Genomic DNA, 19,468 nt, shown 5'->3' on the forward strand with positions numbered 1-19,468 from the left:
GGGAGGTTATGAGTGAGGCCTTACGTAAACTAAAACGTTTAGATTGGACAATTCTCTTTATCTTGCTATGTTTTATGTTCGTCAGTACAGCCGCTATTTATAGCTCAACATCTGGAACCTCTTACTTTGGTTTGCATCGAAGTAACTTAGTTATGTATCTGCTTTTCATTCCCGTTATGCTTGGAATTGCTTTGTTTGACTATCGAATCGTTATCCAACAGTTCTCCCCTCTACTCTATGCGCTAGGGGTACTATTGTTGGTTTTAGTTCTCCTGATTGGAGATACGATAAATGGTTCTACACGATGGCTTGACTTGGGATTTATCCAGTTTCAACCCTCCGAACTAGCGAAGGTGTTTGTCATCCTGTTTCTGGCTCGCTTATTGGCAGAAAGAAAAGGAGAGCCCTTAAGAATATTCGATCTCCTGATACTTGGAGCAGTGACCTTTATTCCGTTTTTTCTCGTGATTAAGCAGCCTGACTTAGGGACTTCTCTCGTCTTTCTCTGCATCTGTATCGGGATGTTATGGGTTGGGCATATCCGCCTTCGCCAATTTGTGATTGGGGTATTAGGGGTGGTTATCCTTGCTGGAAACTTGATTTTTCTTTATTTTACCAATTTTGATCTATTTTCAAAAATTATTAAGGACCATCAGTTAAAACGAATTCAGACTTTCCTTGATCCTGCTAGTTCTCCAGATGGAGGATGGCACGTGGTCAACTCTATGACTGCGATTGGTTCAGGGCAATTGCTAGGTAGTGGTTTTCAGAATGGTCACTATATCCAAAATGGATTTATTCCCTATTCCTATTCGGATTCCATCTTTGTCGTTGTAGGAGAGGAATTTGGTTTTTTAGGTGCTGTTATTCTTATCTTCTTATATTTTCTATTAATCTATCGAATGATTATGATTTCGATTGAATGTACGGATCTGCGAGGAACCTATCTTATTATCGGTGTGATCTCCATGCTTTGCCTTCAGGTCTTCGAAAATGTAGGTATGCATATCGGTATGATGCCCTTAACAGGGATCTCCTTACCTTTTATCAGCTACGGAGGAAGTTCTCTGTTAATTAACATGATCCTAATGGGACTTATACTCAGTGTTAGAATGAACGAAACAAAGTTTTCTTTCATCGATTAAGAGTAGGGCTGTGCAGCCCTACTCTTTTTGGTCTTCTACTGTATAATCGACAACGAGTTCATCATTCCGCACATAAGCTTTGAGTTGGAATAAAGGGGAGGTAATATCGCGACAAGAACGACCGATACATATTCGTCCCTCTGTCATTTTTTCTGCGAGAATACGGTGACCGGCCGTCAGCTGGATTTGCCCGTTGCCTTCTCCCCCTACTGTCATCGCAGAGATGCTTCCTTCCGCAATAATGACTCCGCCCCGACAGACCGAGTTCTGATCGTAAAACACCACATTTCCTTCCGTAAAAAGGTCACTTTGAATCATTCCCTCTTGCTTGATGCGAATATCGCCAGTGGCTTTCAACGAAGAGTGGTGACATTGTCTCACCTCAATCGTAGCCTTCTTTTCTTGGTATTGGCGAACACGGTTCCGCATCTCCGCTAAAAATTCCTGTATCGCATAGAGTTCATCGATGGAGCGGATGGTTGATATTCCATGAGGCTTCAAAAACAGTTCCAACCTCTGATTTAGTTCGAGAAATTCGTTTTCCGCCGGAGATTTCATCGTATGCACTAGGCTAATCAGCCTTTGGAACATGGGGATAAGATGCATATATTTATGATCTACTAACGTCTGTACGACTCTGCTGATGGTCACGGCTTGCTTATTTTCATGCAAGTGATTACGGATCATTTGGATCGCTTCTAACAAAGAGGCGAATGGTTCACTCACTTTCTTGAGCTCCATATACAGCTGGGAGTAATCGACTCCGTATAATCCTGAATAAAGACGGCTTGATACTGCATTACCTTGTACTTGGATCCCACCGGTTGCAGCAATGGTAGCATGATATGCATTCCCGTGTACGATCACCCTCCCCATCGCCTCAACGGTCATCCCATCCATAACATCCCCGTATATTACAACATCTCCGATAAATAGGATATTGCCGGTATTCATGTCCACATTGCCCTGAACGATATAGGAGGTGCATACATCGAAAAATCGGACGGCATCTCCCATCATTCTAGGACGTCCGGGCTTAAGCGCATAGACCTCGCCATTTTCTCGCAGTTCCACATGTCCTCTTGTAGCTAGCATAAAATCTTTGACCGGTTTAGGCGACACCGCCTTGCCAAACAGGTTTCGCCCGCTCAATCCGTCTTTCTTCGGAATTTTGCGGGCCATCAGCTCCCCTTCTTGGACCATTGGGATATGGTGATGCTCCCGATAGTTCACCTTGCCGTTGATTTCTTCAAGATAGGACTGTTCTTCAAGGGAGAAATAAACTTCAACATTTGCATCTGTACCAGAAATGGGCTCAACACCTCGGGCAATTAGGATCTTCTCGAAGGTCGGATGCTCCAATTCCCCTTGAATGGCAAGCTTGTCCACTTGGCTTTGAATCCCCATTTGCTCTAGCTGACTTAGGATTACCTCCATTGTGAGCGAGTCGACCACCCTCCCTAGATTAGCTTCCACATGAAGGATGAGATGATGTTGAGCAGGCTGATCCGACAATCGCCATTCATAATGATGTAACTGATGGACTCGAAGATAAGCTTTCATTTGATCTTCAGATAAGTCAATGGTATACAGCGGAGAGATTTTTACTTTCCACTCGATCCTATCCTCGGAAATAATGCGAACGGGTCGGCTAACCTGGATTCCATTTATAAAAAGCTGAATAGGCTCCTTGGCTTCAATAATGGGGTCCTCTCCGCCGTCAGAAGGCTCTAGGATTTCTATCACTCCACCCTGTATCTGAACCGAGCCATTTTGTGGTCGGCTGCTAACTTGCGGTTCCTCTTCTTGTGTATTTGGGGACGAACTAAACCGTTGTATTAAACGTTTAAGCTCCTTCGTAATCCTCTTCGGCATAGGCGTTGACCTCACTTAAGGCGTTAGGGCTTTTTTCAATCGGTCGAGGCCTTCGATGAGGATGGCGCGCGGACATGCAAGGTTAACTCGAAGGAAGCCCTCCCCATTCTTGCCAAAAGACGATCCTTCATTAAAGGCTACTTTGGCTTGCTGATACATTAATTCTTTAAGCTGCGTACTATTTAGGCCTAACTTTCGAAAATCCAACCAAACTAAATAAGTCCCCTCTGGCTTGATGACATCGATTTTCGGTAGGTATTGGCCAATAAAGTCCGTCAAGTATTCTAAATTGCTCCGAACATACTCGATAAGCTCATCTAACCATTCATCTCCCTCATTAAACGCAGCCTCCACAGCAATCAAGCCGAAGCAGCTTTCTAAGTGAAGAGAAAGTGTGGAAAGTCTATCATTATACTCTTTTCTTCGTGAAGGATCTGCGATGATGACGGTTGAGGTTTGAATTCCTGCTAGGTTAAATGTTTTTGTTGGTGCAATGCAGGTAATGGAATTCAACGCAAACTCTTCGGACAAAGAGGCAAAAGGAATATGTTGATATCCTGGATATATCCAATCACAATGAATCTCATCTGAAATAATAAAAACTCCATGTTTTAAGGCAAGATCCCCAAGCTGGATCAATTCTTCCCTTCTCCATACTCTTCCCACCGGATTATGTGGATTGCAAAGAAGCATCAGCTTAGTTTCCGGGTCCATCATCTGCTCTTCAAGAGCGGCAAAGTCCATGCTGTAGTAACGATCTTCTAATAATAACGGATTCTGAATTAGCGTTCGGTTATTTTTGTTGACCACATCGTAGAATGGAGGATAGACCGGTGTCTGGATTATCACCTTATCCCCAGGCTGGGTGAGGAGGTCTACGAGCATACTCAATGCCGTTACTACACCGGGAGATGTAGTGATCCATTCCTGCTCTATCTTCCAGTCATGTCTTCTTTTCAGCCATCCCATGATCGCATCATAATACGATTGGGGTCTTATGGTATAGCCTAATACCCCATGATCCACTCGTTTTTTTATTGCTTCAAGGACACTTGGAGGTGCTGCAAAATCCATATCCGCCACCCACATTGGCAAAATCGCCGGATCACCGAACAGTCTTTCTACTTGATCCCATTTGTAAGAAGCGGTATTTCTTCTTTCAATCATTTGGTCAAAATTATAATTCATATCTAACACTTCCCCCTTTCACTGCATAAAAATGTGCGAAAAAAGTATACTAATAAAGGCATCGATGCCTAACTGGTGTGACCCCTACCAGGGCCTTAACCCCTGCTGGGGTCTTTTCTAAATGATTGAAATTATCGTAATAACCAGGATGACGATACTTCCTATTATACAGTAATAAAACAGCCAGTTCTTCCAAAAAGCCGCTGTCCTATAATTTTTATACTGTCCATACCAAGCCGTAGCTACATAAGCTATGACTCCAAGAAACAATAGAAAGAGAATTCCTTTGAGAAATATCCCAACAAACAAGCCAATAACGACACCCAGCCCAATTCCTTTCCAAGAGTCTGTTTGCATGCACTTCCACCTCCGTCCATTTGGTAGAGTGTATGTACAAACAAAAGGAGATATGTAAAGGCCGCTCTCTTTAGAAGAGCGGCTGTTTGCGGTTGGCTATGGCTTCTTGTTATCAAGTGCAGCCTTTAAAGCATCTGCTAGGCTAGATCCCACGCTTTCTTTATGTGTATATTCCTTAATTAAAGCTTTTTCTTCCCGTTTGTTCGTTCTTTTTCCATTCTTATTATCCTCTAGCATTTCGATCACGTTACATGGTTTGCAGTGAGCGTATTTCCCAGCCTTTCCCGTGCGAAGCTCCATTTTCTTTTTGCACTGAGGACAGCGCTTTTGAAGTAAGGGATTTTCTGCGGCACGACGGTACTTACACTCACGGTTCGAACACACCAAATTTTTACCTCTCTTGGTTTTCACCTCCATTAATTGCCCCTGACATTCCGGACATTTCGAGCCGGTCAGGTTATGAGGCTTGTATTCGATTTGACTCTGTGAAATTTGCTGAATCAATCTTTTCGTTTGTTGACGAATTTCCTGCAGGAATCGTACAGGGTCTCCCTTTCCTAAAGAAATTTGCTCCAGCTCTCGCTCCCACTTTTCCGTCAAGTCAGGAGAACGAAGATCCTCTGCAACGAGTTCAGCCAACTGCCAGCCCTTTTGGGTAGGACTCAAACGGTTAGCTTGGCGTTCAATGGTTTCGGTTTGTAGGAGTTTCTCAATAATATCAGCCCTTGTGGCTGGCGTACCTAAACTGTGCTTTTCCATCTGAGTTAAGAGCTCGGCTTCCGTGTAGCGCTGAGGAGGTTCGGTCAATTGTCTTTTCAAATCTATGGTAGGGCTGGGCAACGTTATTCCTTCTTGAAGCTCGGGCAAACTCTCCTGTTGTTGATCATCTTTGCCGTAGAGCTCCTTCCAGCCTAGATCTTTTACGATTGTCCCTTTCGCATGGAAGCTTTCCTTGCCGATTTGGATCTCGACTTGGACGAGCTCGTAGCGGTAAGGCGGATAAAATAAAGAAATGAATCGTCTAGCAATGAGATCATACAGCTTCTTTTCATCTGCGGTTAAATCGTTCAAGATTAATGGCTGATCCGTCGGAATGATGGCGTGGTGATCCGTGACCTTACTGTCATCTACAACCCGTTTGCTAATTGGTAATATCTTCTTCTGTAGGGGACGAACAAGAGAGGCATAGGGCCCCACCGCAATACTATTTAACCTTCCCTTTAGCGTGTCGACCATATCGCTTGAAAGATGACGTGAATCGGTTCGAGGATACGTAACCAACTTATGCTGTTCGTATAGCTTCTGCAGTACATTCGAGGTGTGCTTGGCAGCAAATCCGTAGCGCCTATTCGCATCTCGCTGCAGCTCTGTTAGGTCGTAGGCAAGGGGATGAAGCTCTTGCTTGTCCTCACGTTTGATTCGTTTTACAGTCGCTGCTTGGTTCTTTACTTGTTGTTCTATTCCTTTGGCTTGATCCTCTTGGAACATACGCGACTCCGTTTTGCCAGTTGGTCTCCATAGAGCTTTAAACTTGGCAAATTGGGCGTGCAACGTCCAGTAAGGAACCGGTTGGAAGCTTCTTATTTCTTTTTCCCGGTCAATGAGCATATAAAGCGTGGGAGTTTGAACCCGTCCGGCAGCGAGCTGGGCATTGTATTTACTTGTTAATGCTCGAGTTACATTGAGACCGATGAGCCAATCGGCTTCCGCACGGCAAACGGCAGACTGATACAAAGGAGTGAAGGCTTCCCCCGGTTTTAATTTTGCAAAACCCTCTTTGATTGCTTGATCGGTTTGGGAGGATATCCACAGACGCTTGAAGGGCTTTTTCCAGTGTACGATCTCCATGATCCATCGGGCAACCAATTCTCCTTCACGTCCTGCGTCCGTTGCAATGATAAGCTCTTTGATATCTGAGCGTCTCGCTAGTTGTGACACGGCACGAAATTGATGAGAGGTTTCCTTCATAACCTTAAGCTTCATATGCGAAGGCAAGATAGGCAGGTCTTCTAGTCTCCATGTTTTATATTTTGGATCATAATCTTCAGGTTCAGCTAGGGTTACTAAGTGTCCCATCGCCCATGTTACGACATAGTCCGGCCCTTCCATATACTGCTTGTGCTTCTGATGACAGCCAAGCACGCGGGCAATTTCTTTTCCTACGCTAGGCTTTTCTGCTAATACAAGTGATTTCATGCGTTTCTCCTTCATCATAGATTCCCATTTTCCATAGTACACAAGATCCAGTTAGAAAGCGAATGTATGATCATAGACAAAAAATTTTCACAAAACAAAACCATACAGCGTTAAATCGTGATAAAATGAGTAAAAAACATGGATATAAAAGGAGCCTGGAGATGATTAAATCTGTTTTTTTTGATCTTGATGACACCCTATTATGGGACGAGCGCAGTGTAGAAGAAGCCTTTCATACCACTTGCTTGCTAGCCAAGGAAAAGTATGGCGTGGACCCCGTTCAGCTTGAAGAAGCGGTAAGAAAAGAAGCCCGTGCTCTCTATTCATCCTATGAAACGTATCCTTTCACTACTATGATCGGAATCAATCCTTTTGAAGGTTTATGGGCTAATTTTTTAGAGGGGGAAGCTGCGGAGTTTCGATTATTGCAAGGATTAGCTCCAACGTATAGAAGAGAGTCGTGGACAAGAGGGCTACAAGCGCTTGGCATTAATGATCCTGAATTTGGCCAGATCTTAGCAGAAACCTTCCCAGCCGAGCGGAGAAAGCGTCCTTATGTCTATGAAGAAACCTTCCACGTATTAGACCAGTTGAAAGGAAAATACCAGCTGTTGCTACTAACCAATGGCTCACCTGATCTGCAAAACGAAAAATTAGCAGGCGTTCCTGAGATTGCACCTTACTTTGACGAAATCGTTATTTCAGGTAACTTTGGCAAAGGAAAGCCAGACATCGCCTTATTCGAGTATGCTTTAGGACTCTTGAACCTATCTAAGGACGAAGTCATTATGGTAGGTGATAAGCTGACAACCGATATTATGGGCGCCTCCCGCGTCGGAATGAAATCCGTCTGGATTAACCGCAATGGTCTGGAGAGAAATCCTGAGATTACTCCTACCTATGAGATTAAGCATTTGCAGGAGTTAATGGGAATCTTGGAAGAAGGAAAATAAATGATATCCCTAACACTCCTTTAGGCTGACGTTTTTTGTCAGCCATTTTTCGTTTAACTTCTCCAAGAAATTTAAAAAGAAAAAAATTCGTAAAAAATGAAACCTTAGCCGGGTTGTCCCGTATTATAGAATTAGAATTCTCATATATACTACAAGGAGGAACAGTTTGATGTTTAAGAAATTGCTTGTATTCTTCGTTGCATTCGCCTTGGTTCTTAGCCCGGGTGGATTATTCGATCACCAAGAGGCAGACGCAAAGAAGTCGTATAAGTCCGGCACCAAGTCTTTTACACCAACCAAAAATGATTCCAATATGAATTCCACCACCAATAAGCCTGCTACCAATAATCCTGCTACTAACACGCCAGCTGCAGCTAAGCCGGCAAGCAGCGGCGGTTTCATGAAGGGGCTATTATTCGGTGGTTTAGCCGGGATGTTGCTTGGCAGCATGTTCGGTGAAGGCATGCTAGGAGCCATTTTCGGATTGCTCATTAACATCTTGGTAATTGCAGCCGTTATTTTCCTTGTAAGAAAAATTTATGTATACTTCAAGAATCAACGCAATCCTCGAGACATCCAAGATTCTAGAAGATAAGCAACCTGCAAGGGCTGGTCATTAAGACCGGCCTCTTGTTTTTTTATCTAAAAAGGGTGAACCCACCTACTTGGGATCACCCTTCTTTCTATGAAGCACTTCTCTTTTTCCAAACGGTTGCACGCGATTGAGTAGCCTCTGGCCAATTAAAAAGCAATACCCCGCCAATGACAACGGCTGTACCCAAAAACTGCATGATGCTCATGGTTTCCCCAAGAAAAAGGTACGCAAGAATGGCCGTAAAGATCGGATTAAAATTCAAAAACATTCCCGACCTTGTTCCCCCAACCTTCTGAACACCTAGATTCCAAAACAGCATCGCGATTACTGTAGCCCCTACACTAACGTATAATAGAGCAATCCAAAAGCTCAGATCAGGTTCGACAATCTCAAAGCTAGGCAAGTTAATGGGAATCAGTACGAATACCCCAAATATACCTGCCCACAAAGTAGACATGTAGGCTGAGGTATATTGCATGGCCCTACGACCAGCTACGGAATAAACTCCCCAGGAAGCGACTGCAGCTAACATAAATAAATCTCCATTGTTGAACTCAAGAGAAAGAAGTCTTTCTATATGCCCATTGGTAATCACGATTAATACTCCACCAAAAGAGATCACCATACCTAACACTTTACGCGCGGTTATTTTCTCCCCTATCCAAAGAAAAGAAATAAGGGCAATGGCAACGGGATTAAGAGCAGAGAGAAGTCCTGCATTGTTGGAAGAAGTTCTCTCGAGAGCTAGAAACATAAAAATGTTAAAAAGAGCAACCCCAGTCAGACCCATGATGAATAAATATATAAGGGCCGGCTTGGGAGGAAGGATCTTCCTTTCCTTCAACCAAACGATAGGCAGCAAAAAAAGGACAGCAATAAACCAACGTAGATCCGTTAAAGTGAGTGCGGAGGCGTGGTTAACAAGGTACTTCCCTGCTACGAAGTTTCCTGCCCATAGCATACTGGTAACAAGTAGTAACCCTAAATATAGTATTGGCATGTCATTATCCCCTATTGTGATATGGAATCATCTTACCTCCTCCCCGGGGAAATGTCTATATTCAAACGTACAAAAGAAAAAAGGTGTCCCCCAAGCGAAAGCTTGAGAAAGACACCTTATCGATTAAAAAGAAATAACATTAAATCCTAGTAGAAGGACTAATACAAGAACAATTATAAAAGGAATCCATAGCTTGCCTGCCTCTTTTCCTTTTTTCGTCCGAACAAGGATCATTTCCATCAGTCCGATTAAAGCGATAGCTAAGATTCCTTTGATAACGAAAACCAGGGAAAATTGATAACCAACAAGCATGCCAATTCCCGAAACAACCATAATGACAAAGAATAATCGCAAGATCATATGGGTGATTTTTTGGGCTTTCATATTTTGCTTGGTTAACATGAAATAGCTTACACCAAAAAATAATAGGGTGAAAAACCATGAACCTGCATGGGATTGATAAAAGATGTTCATCAACTGTGGTGACATTGGACACTCTCCTTAAATTGTATATCGTTAACACCGTGGTTATAGTAATTACATAAAACATTATAATAGAAGTTTGTCATGTAGACACGCTAGAAAGTGACTTTTTCATGACATTTCTCGGTACATCTTCTATAATCAATAAAACAATGTAGCAAAGAAGGGATGTACATGGAATTTAGGCACTTGCTTACCTTTAAAGTGGTTGCAGAGGTTCGAGGTTTCACAAAAGCAGCAGAGATTCTAGGCTATGCCCAATCTAGCATAACGGCGCAGATCCAATCGCTGGAGGAAGAATTAGGAACCCCTTTATTTGATCGACTAGGCAAAAAAATTGTATTGACAGATGCAGGAGAACGATTATTGCCTTATGTTCAGGAGATGACAAAGCTCCAAGATTCTATCAAAGCGATTGCCCACTCCCAGGACGAACCCAGTGGAACCCTCGTGATCGGTGCACCAGAGTCTCTTGCAGCGTATCGATTGCCTCCGATTATTCGGGAGTTTCGGGAACGTTATCCTCTGGTCAAAATGGTCCTAAAGCCTGGCTTATGCTGGGAGATGAGATCTCACGTTCGTAATGGTGAGCTTGACCTAGCCTTTCTTCTTGAAGCTGAGAGTGATGCGCCCGATCTTCATATCGAGACCCTAGTCGTAGAGAAAATGTCCCTTATTGCGCCTCCTGACCATGCGCTAGTCTCCCTGCCAATGGTAGAGCCCTATCATTTAAAAGGCGAGACCATCCTGCATACAGAACCAGGATGCAGCTACCGCTCTCTTTTTGAAAAGCATCTCATTGCGCATGGTATCTACACGAATCCGGACATGGAATTCTGGAACATCGAAGCCATAAAAAATTGTGTGATGTGCGGCTTAGGGATTGCTTTTCTCCCCCATATCACGGTAGAGACCGAGATTTCGAATGGAAAACTCGTGGCTCTGAAGTGGAATGACGATTCTCATCGCGTCTCTACCCAGCTGGTCTATCACCGCTCTAAATGGATCACTCCGGCCTTGCGCGAGTTTCTAGGAGTGGTTCGAAAGCACTTGAAAGATTCGCAAACAGGGTAAAGAGGGAGCAAGACTCCCTCTTCTTAGTCTTCTTAATCAAAAAGCTTGAGGTAGCTGCCATAACCCTCTTCTTCGAGCTTGTCCTTGGGAATAAATCTAAGGGCAGCTGAATTGATGCAATAGCGAAGGCCGGTTGGCTTTGGTCCGTCATCAAACACATGACCGAGATGGGAATCTGCCCCCTTGCTTCTCACTTCAATCCTTACCATATTGTGACTAACATCCATCTCTTGCTTGATTTCTTGTTCATTTAAAGGTTTAGTGAAGCTCGGCCAACCGCAACCTGAATCAAATTTATCGAGGCTGCTAAACAAGGGTTCACCGGAAATGATATCTACATATATACCTTGCTCTTTATGATTCCAATACTCATTTCGGAATGGGGGCTCCGTACCATTATTTTGCGTGACTTCGTATTGCATAGGGGTAAGCCTATTTCTCAACTCTTCATCACGTTGATGATCCTTCCAGGCTTGCTGAATAAAGGCATCCCGTCCAGATCCTTTGCGATACATTTTATACCGGAATGGATTCTTTCTATGATAGTCTTGATGATACTCCTCCGCAGGATAAAACTCTGCGGCCGGCAAAATGGGGGTAACAATTTTCTTGCTAAACCGCCCACTTTCCTCTAATGCTTGCTTGGATTCCTCTGCAATTTCTCGTTGCTCCTCACTATGATAGAAGATCGCCGTCCGGTAAGATTCTCCTCGATCGTGAAATTGCCCTCCCTCATCCGTAGGATCGATCTGACGCCAGAAGAGCTCTACTAAATCTTTGTAGGAGTACACCGTGGGGTCAAAGGTAATCTGTACCGCTTCGTAGTGTCCTGTCGTCTCCGAGCATACTTCTTTATACGTTGGATTGGGGGTATGCCCTCCAGTATAGCCAGAAACCACTTTGACAATCCCTGGTTCCTCCTCAAAAGGACTAACCATACACCAGAAGCAGCCTCCTGCAAACGTAGCTAATTCGAACCTCATATTTCTATTCACCTTCTCCGTCCTTAGGATTTTTTCATCCAAGAATATTTTAGCATTTCTAGTGTGCAAAAGATCACATTTTCTTACTCTTTAATCCACTATAATGGTCTCAAATGTGCTGGAACGAGGTGTCAACAGATGAAATGGTATCCTATCTTTTTGTATATTCATATTTACTCGGCAATTATTTGTATTGGTCCTCTTCTCTGTTTTCCTGTGCTTTCTTACTTCCTTACCAATAAAGGGCGCTTAAGCCAAGAATCGTATGGATTAATGAAGCAGCTCTTCCCTCTGGCCGCCATTGGAGCGGTTCTTCTTCTTAGTTCAGGGTTTGCCATGGATGTCCTGGTCAAAGGGGCTTATATTCGGACGATATGGATGTCTGTGTCGGCTGTCTTAATTCTTCTCGTGGTGGCCCTCATTGTGTTTGCCTATCGTCCCATATATAAAAAAATAGGATCCCTTTTCGGGGACGGTCAATTATGCCCCCTTCAAGGAATCCCTTTAGCCATCAAGCTCAATCAGGTCAGTTGGACGATCTGCAGCTTAGTCACTGCCATTCTCGTACTCATGATTACCAAGCCTTAGTTGGATACTTACTTTCATATTCTGTGAACCCAAAAACATCTGATAGTGTATCAGATGTTTAATACCTTGAGCGTATTTTTCTCCCCTTAGTCGTAAAAGTCGAGGATGACTCGTTTTGAATGATATGTAAGGATTCGATTGCTTGTTTAATTGTCGCTTTGGACTGAATCTTCTCTGTGATGTCTAGTCCCTGTTGAACCATCATTTTGGCTATGTCGGGCTTAATCCCTGTAACAATGGTATCACAACCTAATAATCTTAAACCCTGTACGAGTTTAAGTACTTCCTTTACCACTTGATGATCAAGAAAATGAGCAGCCGTTATATCCATAATGAGGTTGCGTATTTGTACTTGACTGACGTGATTGAACGTTTGATCCATAATTCGAGTGCTGCGAGCATGATCAATAGCTCCAACAATCGAAAGGACGGAGGTGTCATGGGTAATGGGAATAAGGGGAACAGAGAGTTCCTCTACCGTAATCTGCTGGAAACGAATGAGTTCGTTTTTTTGGGCAACATAATTAGAGGCGAAATGATAAATGACCATATCGATGGCTTTGTTATAGTATCGTTCCCACTCAAAGACTTTTTTTGCGGAAAGGGTTTCTTGTGATTGTTGCAGGTAGTAATTTAGGGTCTTCCAAAAAATATCTCTGAATTCTGTAAACAGCTCAAGGCTATAATGTATCGGAAAATCACTTTGGGCTCTTCTTCGCCCGATATCCTGAGCCCATTGAATTAGCTCTTCCTCTCGTATACCTGGCATGTCTTTACCAATGATAAGAAAAAGATTTTCAAAGCTTTCTTGCAGACTGCTAGGGGTTGCTTTTGAGCTTTGAAAGAATTTGCCTTTCCCACTCGACTGGTTCCACTCACTAATTATTACTGACAGGTTTTGCTCAATAAATTGATTTAAATTCTCTCCCTTGATATAAACCAATTCCAAATAACCATAATTTAACATATAAGATCCCCTTGTCTTAAAAGAAGATACATCCTTTTGTATGATTATATCTTGAAATTAATAGGATTTCCACTTTTTTCAAAGAAAAGAGACCTGTATCATACACAGGTCTCTTCTTTAACTTAATATATGTAATCTATAAAAAATAGCTCGTTAGCTTTCGCTTTTCGGATGCTGACTAGGCTAACGAGCCCAATATATTTACGAGGATTTAATGCAAAGGTTATGAACCATATACACGATAAAATCACGATTGGAGAAGATAAGCTATGGCTCATATAACATAGTATATACTAGAGTATTGAATCTATCTACAAGAAATCCTTGGAAGTCAACATGCTTTTAGCTTTCTCGTAATCAATTGGCTGGTTCATATTAAACAACGCGCGATCCACATTTTCTAAATTGAGTAGCTCGGTCTCTTTAACATAGCAGACGTTAACTTGTTCTAACAGGGAGACCATGCGCAACGTTTGAGCTTCTAGCGCCTCCTTAATTTTAGGCAACATAGATTTTCGATAAAGTGCGAATAAGGGGTGAATTCGATTTTTAATCATAGGAACGACAGCATCATACCCAGGCGCTTTAGATATAAGATGCTCGGCCATTTCACACTGAACGAAGGGCATGTCACACGCGATGACCAGATTAAGATCATAGGGGGAATGGGAAAGCCCCGCCTCAATACCTGCCATAGGTCCAAGCCCGGGGTAATTGTCCCTTACCATATTAATCGGTAAGTTAGCAAAAAGCGCCGGTTCATTCGTGACAAGCAGTTTGCTTTTACATACTGCACCTAAGTTGTAGAGTATTCTTTCAACTGTTGTCTCCTCCCTTGCGCCAAATGTTAGTAATGCCTTGTTTGTCCCCATTCGGCTAGACCTGCCGCCAGCAAGGATAATTAAACCAACATCCATTTTTTCAGCTCCTCTTCAATATCTTTTATACCCTTTTTCTGTAGCGATTAAATCCAAGTGCAAGGTTGCTAAGTCTTCAAGTAGTAGCATCGGATAGGCTTGAGGGGAAAGAGAATGGACTGCTTTAACATAAGTTTGACACTGATTGCATACATCAACTCGGTACTTATTTTCATCTTCGATAAAGAGGTAATCGAGTTGATGGTGGTCTGTGGTTTCGCAGTGAGCGCACTGTACTCTTTGATAGAGCCAATCGCAGGAACATGAGCTGCATCTTAAATAACGAAATTTCTCAGATTCTCTAATTTCAGACATAATAGGATGGGCGCCGCAAATAGGACAATATCCCTTTTTCCAGTCATCCAGCGAAAAATCTCGGGACAATGCCAGACTGTACTCCACCAAGGTCGGCAGCAGACTGTACTGTGCGAGTAAGGCTAATAAGGGTATATCTATATTATATTCAGACGACCACTGCCATAGCCGGGTATCCTCGTTTTTTAAGGTTTCTAGAAGCATGCTAGATATATCTTCATTTGTCAACGACTTACCTAATATTTTCAACGGTTTCCTGCTTTTTCCTACGCCTTCCCACTCTAGAAGGCTTCTGAATAAAGGAATCGCATACGTAAGATCAACCTTCTCTTCATACCCTAATAGAAAATATTCACCATGGAGCTGTTTGTTTAGTTTCTCAGCCTCCGCCAGTTCAAAAGGCTGTATCAAAGGGGAATGCAAGAGAAATCGTTCAATTAGATCTAATTGAATATCAGCTAAAGGTTTTAGACTCTTGTTTTTTTCTTTAATAGATTTTGTTCTTGTTTTTACTGTTGCAAGCATGACAAACTACCTCCGTCCCAAAAATGAAGTGGTGAGGTTGACTCACCACTTAAACTAATGAAATTGGCCACCAATGACTAAGATGTAGCGCAGAATAAATCCGCCAATTAAAATGAGGGAGCTAGAAAGGATTAAACTATTTTTTTCACCTAGCATCGAGACTCTGTAACGGATGATGAGTGGTAGGATTAAGCCTGCAAATACAACGCCTCCAAATAAGAGGAAACCATTAGTACCACTCATGTAGGTGGGCGCAAGAGCACCTAAGCTAACTAGGAAGCCAGCAATAATAATAAGTTCGAGTATCATAACCACTGTGTCGGCTTTCTCCAACCGGTGTATATAGCCCTTGGCTTCTTTCATCTTTCTAGCCATCGCAAGTACCATGGCTGCGAGGCCAGTCGAAACGCCTGAAACAAGGAAAAGTATAGGAATCAAGCTTGAAGACCAAGCCGGCCAATGAGTCGTCGACAATAAAATTCCGGTATACGTACCAATATAACTCGCTGTAAGGATTCCAATAGGTAAGAAAGCCTTGCTTGCTTTTCCTTCATGTAGACCAATAATAAGAATGGAAAGAGGAATCCTCTTCTCCCATTTCAAAGTCTTAATGAGCGCATAGATAAACGATACGGTTGATAGTAAACTAAATAATCCAATCGCCCACGAACCCATAGACATAACCGATTCACCTTTTACAATAAAAGCGAGATCACGCGGATTGAACATCATGTGGTAAAAACGTAGGAATCGATCAGGTACAGCTAGATCCAATACGAGCAAAAGTCCACTTAAGGCAATTAGCGGCATCGCAAAAAAATAACCAGTTACTGAATACTCACGATCCGAGCGTGATCCCCAGAGTTGACCGAAGGCGGAAAACATATAGGAACCTATTGCAATGCCAGCGACAAAGAAATAATACACTATCTCCCAGTGCCAATCCGGACTGTTGAGTTGAGCGGTATAACTGTAACCCATTTGGTTCTCCCCCTTAGCCCTGAATTTGGTGTTGATCTTCGGCCATTTGCTTCATCCGATTCGCACGGAAGGTAAGGAGTCCAACTAAGCCTATACCAATCAAACCAAATACACTCATAAAATAACTCTTTGCTTGCTTTTTGCTTGGCAATTGAGGATTTTCCGGAAGAGCATAGACCGAAGGCTGGTCCATAAGCAAATAAAAGACATTTAGTCCGCCTAGTACATCAGATTTACCATAAATATTGGCTTCACTGTTTCCGTTTAGTTTTAAGAGTTCTAGCTTTGTGTCGGCTTGTTTCATTAAGTCATCTACGTCTCCAAACTGGATGCAATCAGTTGGACAAGTTTGGGCACAGGCAGGTTGCTGCCCATCCTGGAGTCGATCGTAGCACAGCGTGCACTTTTGCGCCGTTCCTTTGATGTCATCCACGGAAATTACTCCAAAAGGACAACCAGAAACGCAATAGCGGCAGCCGATACAGATATCATGGTCAATATAAACCGTATCAAACTCTGTTCGAATAATGGCGTTAGTCGGACATACTTCCATACACCCGGCTTGCTGACAGTGCTTACATGAGTCGGTCATAAATAACCATCGTTCTTGTGATCGATCATCTGAAAACTGCTCAATAAACTTCACGTGTCTCCAGTTTACAGCACTTAGTGAACCTGTATTATCATAACTGTTTCCAGTCAGACCAATCTCATCAGCCATAGGCAGCTTATTCCACTCTTTACAAGCAACTTGGCATCCTTTACACCCTGTACATACCGATGTATCAATAAACATTCCTTTTTTATCTGACATTCCTACACCCCCGCTTCGATTCTTCCTTTACGTACATTACACGTAAAGGCTTTCGATTCATGGATGTTTACGTTAGGATCAGCGACAATGGAAGTTAACTGATTAGCGGAAGACCCTGTTGCGATACCCGCATAACCCCAGTGAATCGGCATTCCAACTTGGTGAATAAGCTTCCCGTCAATCTTAAATGGTCGGATGCGTTTCGTAACCAATGCTTTAGCCTCAGCTTCGCCACGGGCCGTATTAATCGTGACCCATTCACCGTTTTTAATATTTAATTCTTTGGCCAATTCTGGACTTATTTCTAAAACACTTCTGGCATGATCTCAGCCAACCAAGGCAGGAAACGGGACATCGGCCCGCTTAAGTGATGCTCAGTTACCCGATAGGTGGTGATGACATAGGGGTATTTGCCATTCCCTACTCCATGCAGTTCATTATTCGGGATATCCTTGTAATACACCGGCAGGGTTATGGGGATACTTCGGATAAAGCTTATTTTCAATGGGTGTGTCTACCGGCTCATAGTGAGTGGGTAAAGGACCGTCAGCTAGCGCACCAAACAATTGAATGCGGCCTTCTGGCTGCATAATGAATGGATCCGAACCGGAATGTGCATCTAAACCGATCCCATCTAACTTGGCCTTGGAACTTGGAGATTTTTTAGCTGCAAAGTCCGGTACATCAAGACCTGTCCACTTCTCTTCTAATCCGTCCCACCACACATATTTCTTACGTGTAGACCATGGTCGCCCGCTTGGATCAGCTGAAGCCCGATTATAAAGAACATGTCGGTTAGCTGGCCAGCAGAATCCCCATTTCAAACTGACGTAATCATCCGCTTCCCGAGAGGCAGCTAGATTTGTTTGATCATCCGGCAAAATCCCTGTGTATACCCAGCAGCCAGCAGCTGTACTACCATCGTCTTTAAGATCGGCAAACTTCGGTACACACTTTTTATTTTCTGTGTAATAGCCGTTAATTTCTTTAAGGATTTTCACATCATCTGGCTCCGGTACATGGAAACCGCCATGATTTTTCTCGTCATCGTAATCCCACGTCAGATTTACGAGTGGCCAATCCCTCTTAGCCGTACTACCTTGATACATCGCAATAAGTTGTTTCCCTAATTCATTCGCAAACCATAGGTCAGATCGGCAATCCCCGGGAGGATCGGCGGCTTTTTCCTTCCACTGTGCCATACGATTAGTGTTGGTAAAACTCCCGCCCGTCTCAGCAAAAACGGCGGTCGGAAAAAAGAAGATCTCAGTCTTGATATCCTTCGGCTTGACCTGACCATTGAGTACTTCGGGAGCCTTGTTCCAGAAAGTAGCCGTCTCCGTAAGAAAAGGATCTCGAATGACCAGCCAATCTAATTTACTCATGGCTTCCCTATGGAAACGACCATTCTGTCCGCCCGCTGCAGGATTCTGCCCCATAACGAAAAAGCCCTTGATAGTGCCCTTATACATATCCTGGAACATATTATAGTGAGAATGATTTCCTAAAAGCTTAGGTAACGCGTCGTAGCCAAAGTCATTTTCAACTGTAGCAGCGTCACCAAACCAAGCTTTCAGCAGACTAATCGTGTACTTTGGATAATTTACCCACCAACCCGTTGGTTTTGTTTCGGCAAGTAAATAGTCTTCCAAAGTATCATGCTGCTTCTTGGCAGATGGCATGTTTAGATAACCTGGCAGCGTATGATATAAGGTCGAAATATCAGTTGCACCCTGAACATTGGCATGACCACGAAGCGCCATAATACCGCCGCCAGGACGCCCCATATTCCCTAACAGAGACTGCAGGATAGAAGCACACCTGATCGTCTGAACACCTAAGGTGTGTTGAGTCCATCCCATCGCGTAACAAATCGAGCTTGTTCGTTCCCGATTCGAGTTCTTAGCCAATGTCTCAGCTACCATGATAAAATCTTCTTTAGGTGTTCCACATACTTCTTCTACTAACTCCGGAGTGTATCTTACATAGTGCTTCTTTAAAATTTGGAACACGCATCTAGGATGCTGCAGGGTTTCATCCTGCTTCGGTCGACCTACAATCCTCTGTCTAGCAATTCTTTCAGTCAGATTAGACGGTTCCCCCTCAGGATAAATCGGCTCTTCACGCTCAAAATCCCAGGTGGATCGATCATAAGTCTGCTTGTCCGGATTGTAACCGGAAAACAACCCGTCCAAGTCTTCTGTGTCTTTATAGTTCTCATTTACTATGAATGGTGCGTTCGTGTAGTGAACCACGTATTCTTTAAAATACTTTTCATGCTGGATCATGTAATTGATAAGGGCTCCTAGAAAGACCATATCTGAACCCGATCTCATTGGCACATAATCCGTTGCTAGAGCGGAGGTCCGCGTAAAGCGAGGATCAACGTGCAACACCTTAGCGCCTTTTTCTTTCGCCTGAATCACCCATCTAAAACCAACAGGATGGTTCTCAGCGAAATTCGATCCCATAATTAGAATGCAATCACTTTCCGCAAGATCTCTAGGTGTAT

General features: G+C 43.2%; 19 protein-coding genes and 1 pseudogene. 5 read left to right on the forward strand and 15 right to left on the reverse strand.

Annotated elements, in window-relative coordinates:
* The first annotated feature begins 8 nt into the window (after positions 1 to 8).
* Complete coding sequence (rodA, locus tag EIZ58_RS14920) at positions 9 to 1,145, forward strand: rod shape-determining protein RodA (protein WP_134701615.1); 1,137 nt, start codon at positions 9 to 11, stop codon at positions 1,143 to 1,145.
* An 18-nt stretch (positions 1,146 to 1,163) separates the two neighbouring features.
* On the opposite strand, the gene EIZ58_RS14925 is transcribed toward rodA, so the two are convergent.
* From EIZ58_RS14925 to EIZ58_RS14940, 4 genes are all read right to left on the reverse strand, one after another.
* Entirely contained in the window at positions 1,164 to 3,020 is a 1,857-nt protein-coding gene (locus EIZ58_RS14925) for a flagellar assembly protein A (RefSeq protein ID WP_134701616.1), read from the reverse strand.
* Between the two features lie 15 nt (positions 3,021 to 3,035).
* Positions 3,036 to 4,208: a MalY/PatB family protein gene (locus EIZ58_RS14930; protein ID WP_134701617.1), complete on the reverse strand. Its 1,173-nt coding sequence runs from the start codon at positions 4,206 to 4,208 to the stop codon at positions 3,036 to 3,038.
* 117 nt (positions 4,209 to 4,325) lie between these two features.
* The gene (locus tag EIZ58_RS14935) at positions 4,326 to 4,565 is read right to left on the reverse strand and encodes a hypothetical protein (RefSeq protein WP_134701618.1); all 240 of its coding nucleotides are present in this window, start codon (positions 4,563 to 4,565) and stop codon (positions 4,326 to 4,328) included.
* 96 nt (positions 4,566 to 4,661) lie between these two features.
* Complete coding sequence (locus EIZ58_RS14940) at positions 4,662 to 6,761, reverse strand: DNA topoisomerase III (RefSeq protein WP_134701619.1); 2,100 nt, start codon at positions 6,759 to 6,761, stop codon at positions 4,662 to 4,664.
* Between the two features lie 161 nt (positions 6,762 to 6,922).
* Between EIZ58_RS14940 and EIZ58_RS14945 the strand changes: the two genes are divergently transcribed.
* Positions 6,923 to 7,714 (forward strand): HAD family hydrolase, encoded by a 792-nt coding sequence (locus tag EIZ58_RS14945; RefSeq protein WP_134701620.1) that lies wholly within the window; start codon positions 6,923 to 6,925, stop codon positions 7,712 to 7,714.
* Positions 7,715 to 7,883: 169 nt separating this feature from the next.
* A complete protein-coding gene (locus EIZ58_RS14950; protein WP_134701621.1) occupies positions 7,884 to 8,309 on the forward strand; it encodes a hypothetical protein in 426 nt (141 codons plus the stop codon).
* Positions 8,310 to 8,397: 88 nt separating this feature from the next.
* Here EIZ58_RS14950 and EIZ58_RS14955 read toward each other — a convergent pair whose 3' ends face one another.
* A complete protein-coding gene (locus EIZ58_RS14955; protein WP_134701622.1) occupies positions 8,398 to 9,309 on the reverse strand; it encodes a DMT family transporter in 912 nt (303 codons plus the stop codon).
* A gap of 123 nt (positions 9,310 to 9,432) precedes the next feature.
* Complete coding sequence (locus tag EIZ58_RS14960) at positions 9,433 to 9,798, reverse strand: DUF1516 family protein (RefSeq protein ID WP_134701623.1); 366 nt, start codon at positions 9,796 to 9,798, stop codon at positions 9,433 to 9,435.
* Positions 9,799 to 9,966: 168 nt separating this feature from the next.
* Here EIZ58_RS14960 and EIZ58_RS14965 point away from each other — a divergent pair, with 168 nt between their 5' ends.
* Positions 9,967 to 10,866: a LysR family transcriptional regulator gene (locus tag EIZ58_RS14965; RefSeq protein WP_134701625.1), complete on the forward strand. Its 900-nt coding sequence runs from the start codon at positions 9,967 to 9,969 to the stop codon at positions 10,864 to 10,866.
* Between the two features lie 32 nt (positions 10,867 to 10,898).
* Here the strand turns inward: EIZ58_RS14965 and msrB are convergent, their stop codons facing one another.
* Positions 10,899 to 11,849, reverse strand: coding sequence for a peptide-methionine (R)-S-oxide reductase MsrB (gene msrB, locus EIZ58_RS14970; RefSeq protein ID WP_134701626.1), 951 nt, complete (start codon positions 11,847 to 11,849; stop codon positions 10,899 to 10,901).
* A 138-nt stretch (positions 11,850 to 11,987) separates the two neighbouring features.
* On the opposite strand from msrB, the gene EIZ58_RS14975 reads away from it, so the two are divergent.
* Complete coding sequence (locus EIZ58_RS14975; RefSeq protein ID WP_134701628.1) at positions 11,988 to 12,437, forward strand: hypothetical protein; 450 nt, start codon at positions 11,988 to 11,990, stop codon at positions 12,435 to 12,437.
* A gap of 58 nt (positions 12,438 to 12,495) precedes the next feature.
* Here the strand turns inward: EIZ58_RS14975 and EIZ58_RS14980 are convergent, their stop codons facing one another.
* The 8 genes and pseudogenes from EIZ58_RS14980 to EIZ58_RS34140 all read right to left on the reverse strand — a co-directional run.
* Complete coding sequence (locus EIZ58_RS14980) at positions 12,496 to 13,404, reverse strand: STAS domain-containing protein (protein WP_134701630.1); 909 nt, start codon at positions 13,402 to 13,404, stop codon at positions 12,496 to 12,498.
* Positions 13,405 to 13,715: 311 nt separating this feature from the next.
* The gene (locus EIZ58_RS14985; RefSeq protein WP_134701632.1) at positions 13,716 to 14,321 is read right to left on the reverse strand and encodes a molybdenum cofactor guanylyltransferase; all 606 of its coding nucleotides are present in this window, start codon (positions 14,319 to 14,321) and stop codon (positions 13,716 to 13,718) included.
* A 15-nt stretch (positions 14,322 to 14,336) separates the two neighbouring features.
* The gene (locus EIZ58_RS14990; RefSeq protein WP_134701633.1) at positions 14,337 to 15,161 is read right to left on the reverse strand and encodes a formate dehydrogenase accessory protein FdhE; all 825 of its coding nucleotides are present in this window, start codon (positions 15,159 to 15,161) and stop codon (positions 14,337 to 14,339) included.
* Positions 15,162 to 15,215: 54 nt separating this feature from the next.
* Positions 15,216 to 16,142: an NrfD/PsrC family molybdoenzyme membrane anchor subunit gene (gene nrfD / locus EIZ58_RS14995; protein WP_134701635.1), complete on the reverse strand. Its 927-nt coding sequence runs from the start codon at positions 16,140 to 16,142 to the stop codon at positions 15,216 to 15,218.
* A 13-nt stretch (positions 16,143 to 16,155) separates the two neighbouring features.
* Entirely contained in the window at positions 16,156 to 16,956 is an 801-nt protein-coding gene (locus EIZ58_RS15000) for a 4Fe-4S dicluster domain-containing protein (protein WP_134701637.1), read from the reverse strand.
* Positions 16,957 to 16,958: 2 nt separating this feature from the next.
* Positions 16,959 to 17,246, reverse strand: coding sequence for a molybdopterin dinucleotide binding domain-containing protein (locus EIZ58_RS35325; protein WP_205672209.1), 288 nt, complete (start codon positions 17,244 to 17,246; stop codon positions 16,959 to 16,961).
* A 14-nt stretch (positions 17,247 to 17,260) separates the two neighbouring features.
* Complete coding sequence (locus tag EIZ58_RS35330; protein ID WP_205672211.1) at positions 17,261 to 17,419, reverse strand: hypothetical protein; 159 nt, start codon at positions 17,417 to 17,419, stop codon at positions 17,261 to 17,263.
* Positions 17,394 to 19,460 (reverse strand): annotated as a pseudogene (locus EIZ58_RS34140) (molybdopterin-dependent oxidoreductase); the annotation flags it as partial. The gene EIZ58_RS35330 and the pseudogene EIZ58_RS34140, both read right to left, overlap by 26 nt.
* Positions 19,461 to 19,468: the final 8 nt, after the last annotated feature.

This window comes from Ammoniphilus sp. YIM 78166 (genome assembly GCF_004522215.1).
GTDB lineage: Bacteria > Bacillota > Bacilli > Aneurinibacillales > RAOX-1 > YIM-78166.